The following is a 4360-nucleotide window of genomic DNA, read 5'->3' as shown; positions in this document are numbered from 1 at the left end:
TTGCCAGCGAAGGCGTCCGTCCAGGCGATACATGTGTCGACTGGCCCTGGCGCCTTCGCTGCAAGCCAGCTCCTACGTTGAGCGGTGTTAATTCCCGAGATTGTTAAACAGCGTTACGGCAGCGAGCGGGTATCACCACTGTACGCCACTGGTCTCGATCCACTGCTGAAGCGACTCGCGCTTTGGCGTCCATCCCAGTAGCACACGGGCATTGACCGCACGTACGCGGCTGTTGGAACCAATGGCAAAACGCGCCCAATCCCCCAGCTCGGCGATCGCTTCTTCAGCCGGCCAACTCTGGATGGCACCACCAAAACCCAGGGCCTTGCTGATGGAAGTGGCAATTTCGATGAACGATGCCTCGCCGTTTTCAGCGAAGAACAGCGATGCCGATGGCGCCTTTTCAATGGCCAGGCGATACAACTCCGCCAGGTCCTCGATATGCACATTGGACCAACGATGCACCCCGGCCCCCATGTAAGCCCCAGCGCCGTATTGACGCGACTGAGCGAACAGCTTGGGCAGTTGATCGCTTTTGGCCGGCACGCCCAATGTTTCACCGTAAATCATGGTCGGGCAGAACACGATGCTGCGAATACCCCGTTCAACGCCTGCGCGGCGCACGAGCTGATTGATCTCTACCCGGTCCTTGCGGATGTCCATCGGCGTGAACGGCGTCTCGTCGGTGAAGATATCGGCACGCTCATAAGCACCGCGCGCATCGTCCCCGACCACGCTTGAACCGGAGGTGTGCAGCAGCACTTTGCCGCTACCGCTCAAGGCCTCGATAAAGGTTTCTACAGAAGCCCGATGGTCCGAGTTGGCCGCGTTGACGACCGCGTCGGCAGCACGAGCCTGTTCACTGAGAATGAACGCATCGTCCAGGGTGCCCAGTACAGGGGTGATGCCCAATGCCTGCAAGGCACTGCGCTGTTGCGGGTTACGCACCAGCCCGCTGACTTCATGCCCCGCATCTACCAGGTATTTGGCCACGGAGCCGCCGATGTAACCGGTCACGCCGGTAACGAAAATTTTCAATGTGTTGTCTCCCTTTAAGCTTGAGTGATGTCTGGCCTTTACTTGGATCAAAGGCGCAGCGATTCCTGGTCAAGGAATCCGTTTACGATACGATCAGCTCCGTTTATGATCTAGACTGCTGTAACTACAAGTATCTGTGAATCCAGTTCATGCTAAACATCAAAGACATCAACCGTTCCGGCGAGATGGAGGTCTTCACCCGGGTCGTCAATGCGGGAACCTTCTCCGAAGCCGCCAGGCGCCTGGACATGTCGCCTTCGGCCGTCAGCAAGCTGATTGCCCGCATGGAGACTCGATTGGGCGCACGCCTGCTGCATCGCTCTACCCGACGCCTGGAGCTGACGGCGAAGGCGAGCGTTTCAACAATGAATGCTTGCGAATTCTTGAGCTGATCGACTCGGCCGAACGTGATATCGCCAACGTGAGCAAGCCCAGCGGGCTGATTCAGGTCAATGCCAACCTGCCGTTTGGCCTGCATTGCCTGTTACCGCTGCTGCCTGACTTTCTGGCGGCCTTCCCGGACATCACCCTGAACGTGGAGCTGACCGATACCGTGGTCGATCTGCTGGAGCGACGCGCGGATGTGGCGATCCGTACCGGCCCGATGAAGGAGTCGAACCTGATTCAGCGGCGACTGGGCGAGAGCCGCATGATCACGGTGGCATCGCCGGGCTATATCAAACGATTCGGTCAGCCGAAAACCCTGGACGAGCTGCCGCGGCATAACCGGCTCGGCTTTGGCTTCCACCGCCATTCCCAGGCCTGGGTCTTTCGTGGCGCCGAAGGCCAACGTATCGAGATCGAACCCAAAGGCAATGTCTTGCTCAGCGATGGCGAGAGCATGCGGCAATCGGCGCTGGCCGGGTTGGGGATTGCCCGCCTGGCGAACTTCCATATCAAGGCCGATATCGAAGCGGGCCGCCTGGTGCCGCTGCTGGAGCCATTCAACAGTGGCGAAACCGAGGCGATTCACGCGGTGTTCATCGGTCCCGGACAGCAGCTGCCCCATCGCGTGCGGGTGTTCATCGACTTTCTGCTGGAGCGGATCGGCCCGCAGCTGACTTCGTCGTGACGGCAGTCAAGCATCCGCTTTAGGATTTTTGCTGAATCAGTCTTCGGCAACCCTTGAAAATCATCTGCCCGGGCCTCGGGCATGATTGCCCGCATAACAACAGAAAAGGCGGCATTCATGGATTATCAACTGACTGGAAAAACCGCGCTGATTACCGGCGGCGCGACGGGCATCGGCAAGGCCATTGCCCAGCGCTTCATCCTCGAAGGTGCAACGGTGGTCATCAGCGGGCTGTTGGCCGAGGAGGTGAGCGCGGCAGTCGAGGAACTGGGTGATCGCAGCACAGGGCTGGTCGCCGATCTGACCCGGGAAGGCGCGGCAGAGCAACTGGTGGCCCTGGCCCTCGAGTCCGGACCGATTGATTTTTTGATCAATAACGTCGGCATCTTCGAGGTTCGGGATTTCTTCGAAACGGACGATGCGCAGTGGTTTCATTACTTCAACGTCAACGTCATGAGCGGCGTGCGCATGACCCGGCTGGTCATGAAGGACATGCTCAACCGCGGCCAAGGGTCGATTGTCTTTATCAGCAGTGAATCCGCGGTCAAACCACAGCCGTGGATGGTGCACTATGGCGCAATGAAAACCTGCCTGCTGGGGATTTCCCGAGCCCTGGCAGAGCTGACCAAAGGCACGGCCGTGCGGGTCAACTCGATTTTACCCGGGCCAACCTCCACCGAAGCGGTCAGGCGCTATCACCGGGAAATCGCCACCGAGAAGGGCATCACTGCGCAACAGGTGGTACAGGATTACTTTGACGATACCGAACCGACCTCACTGATCCGGCGCATGATCGAGCCCGAAGAAGTGGCCCGCAGCGTGCTGCACCTGGCCGCGTCACCGGCGCTCAATGGCATGGCCATGCGCATCGAAGGCGGGACCATACGCTCGATACTTTGAAGTGAGCTGCAGGCTGTTACCCGAACGGTTCCTTTCGTGGGTCACGCAGAGCAGTGCATCGATCTGCGCCTGATCGTTGCCGGACAGCGCGGCGGAACCGGCTGCGAGTCTGGTGTTAAAATACGTTATAAATAAATAATACGTCACATGATCTGGTCATTGATGGATGATCTCCCCAACCGGTAGGACACCCCTGACTCTGTTTGAGGAGCACCCCATGACTGCCTCCACCGCACGCCGGAGCGGTCGAACAATCCCTCGCCGCGCTGGCCTGGCTGCGTGAACAAGGTTGCGAGCAGATCTTCTTCAAGGCCCTGCTTGCGGATGCCATCGGCGGCGGCAGGGGTCAACGCGTCGTCGCTGAGGATGATATCGAACTGCTCGAGCCCGGCAATCCGGTACAGGCTGAAGGTCCCGTATTTCGAACTGCTGGCCACCAGCACCACTTGCGAGGTCGATTGCATCGCGGCTTGTTTCACCTCCACCTCCACCTTCAGTGCCGAAGGGGTGGTGAGGCCACGACGCAAATCCCATGAGCTGGACGATATGAACGCGATGTCGGTGACGATTTGACGCAAGGTGGCCACCGCCAGGCTGCCCACGCACGACTGATTGGAGTGATCCAGTTGCCCGCCGGTATGAATCACCGTGACGTGGGGGGCTTCGATCAGTGCCTGGACGATGCCGAAGTCGTTGGTCACCACGGTCATGCCGGACAGTGCCTTGATGTAGGGGACGATTTCCAGGGTGCTGGTCCCCGCATCCAGGTAGATCGTCATATCGGCATGCAGCAGCCCGGCGGCGAGTTTGGCCATGGCTTGTTTCTGCGGCAACTCGACCACGGCCTTGAGCTGATGACGGGGTTCACTGTGGAGCTGGCTGGCGATTCGTACCCCACCCGTTACCGAGTAAGCCCGGCCTTCCTGCTCCAGCAACGCGATATCGCGGAGTATGGTCATGTGCGAACAGTCGAGCATGTCCATCAATTGATGAACGCTCAGCACCTGATGCTTGCGCAGCTGTCGCAGCATTGATTCACGGCGCTGTTCAGGAATCATCGGTGAGCCGCTGTCGGCGGCGATGTCCTACTGGCTAGGCATTCGGGCTCCAGGGCAAGGAAAGCGGACGGCAGGGATAGCGGTCAAACAGGGTGGCGAATCCGTAGCTGGATCAGTAGCGACAATAATGGGGGGCGTGGTGTTTCTCCACCAACGGGGATCGGCCGCGCAGGTCCGGTAGCGAAGAGCTGAGTCGGCAATGCAAGGCAGCGATTCCTGTGTAGGAGCTGGCTTGCCAGCGAAGGCGATCTTCAGTCGACATCTTCATTGACTGGATACACCGCTTTCGCTG

General features: G+C 59.2%; 2 protein-coding genes and 2 pseudogenes. 2 read left to right on the top strand and 2 right to left on the bottom strand.

The annotated features are described in order from the left end of the window. Positions 1-132 precede the first annotated feature (132 nt). Positions 133-1038 (bottom strand): NAD-dependent epimerase/dehydratase family protein, encoded by a 906-nt coding sequence (locus tag BZ163_RS00375; protein ID WP_128869362.1) that lies wholly within the window; start codon positions 1036-1038, stop codon positions 133-135. A gap of 149 nt (positions 1039-1187) precedes the next feature. On the opposite strand from BZ163_RS00375, the pseudogene BZ163_RS00370 reads away from it, so the two are divergent. Further along, positions 1188-2110, top strand: a pseudogene (locus BZ163_RS00370) (LysR family transcriptional regulator). Between the two features lie 117 nt (positions 2111-2227). After that, on the top strand, positions 2228-3010 hold the full coding sequence (locus tag BZ163_RS00365; protein WP_128869361.1) for an SDR family NAD(P)-dependent oxidoreductase: 783 nt from the start codon (positions 2228-2230) through the stop codon (positions 3008-3010). 305 nt (positions 3011-3315) lie between these two features. Here BZ163_RS00365 and BZ163_RS00360 read toward each other — a convergent pair. Further along, positions 3316-4068, bottom strand: a pseudogene (locus tag BZ163_RS00360) (DeoR/GlpR family DNA-binding transcription regulator); the annotation flags it as partial. Positions 4069-4360: the final 292 nt, after the last annotated feature.

It is taken from the genome of Pseudomonas sp. VI4.1, from assembly GCF_002029345.1.
Lineage (GTDB): Bacteria > Pseudomonadota > Gammaproteobacteria > Pseudomonadales > Pseudomonadaceae > Aquipseudomonas.
This window is presented reverse-complemented; position numbering and strand designations above follow the sequence as displayed.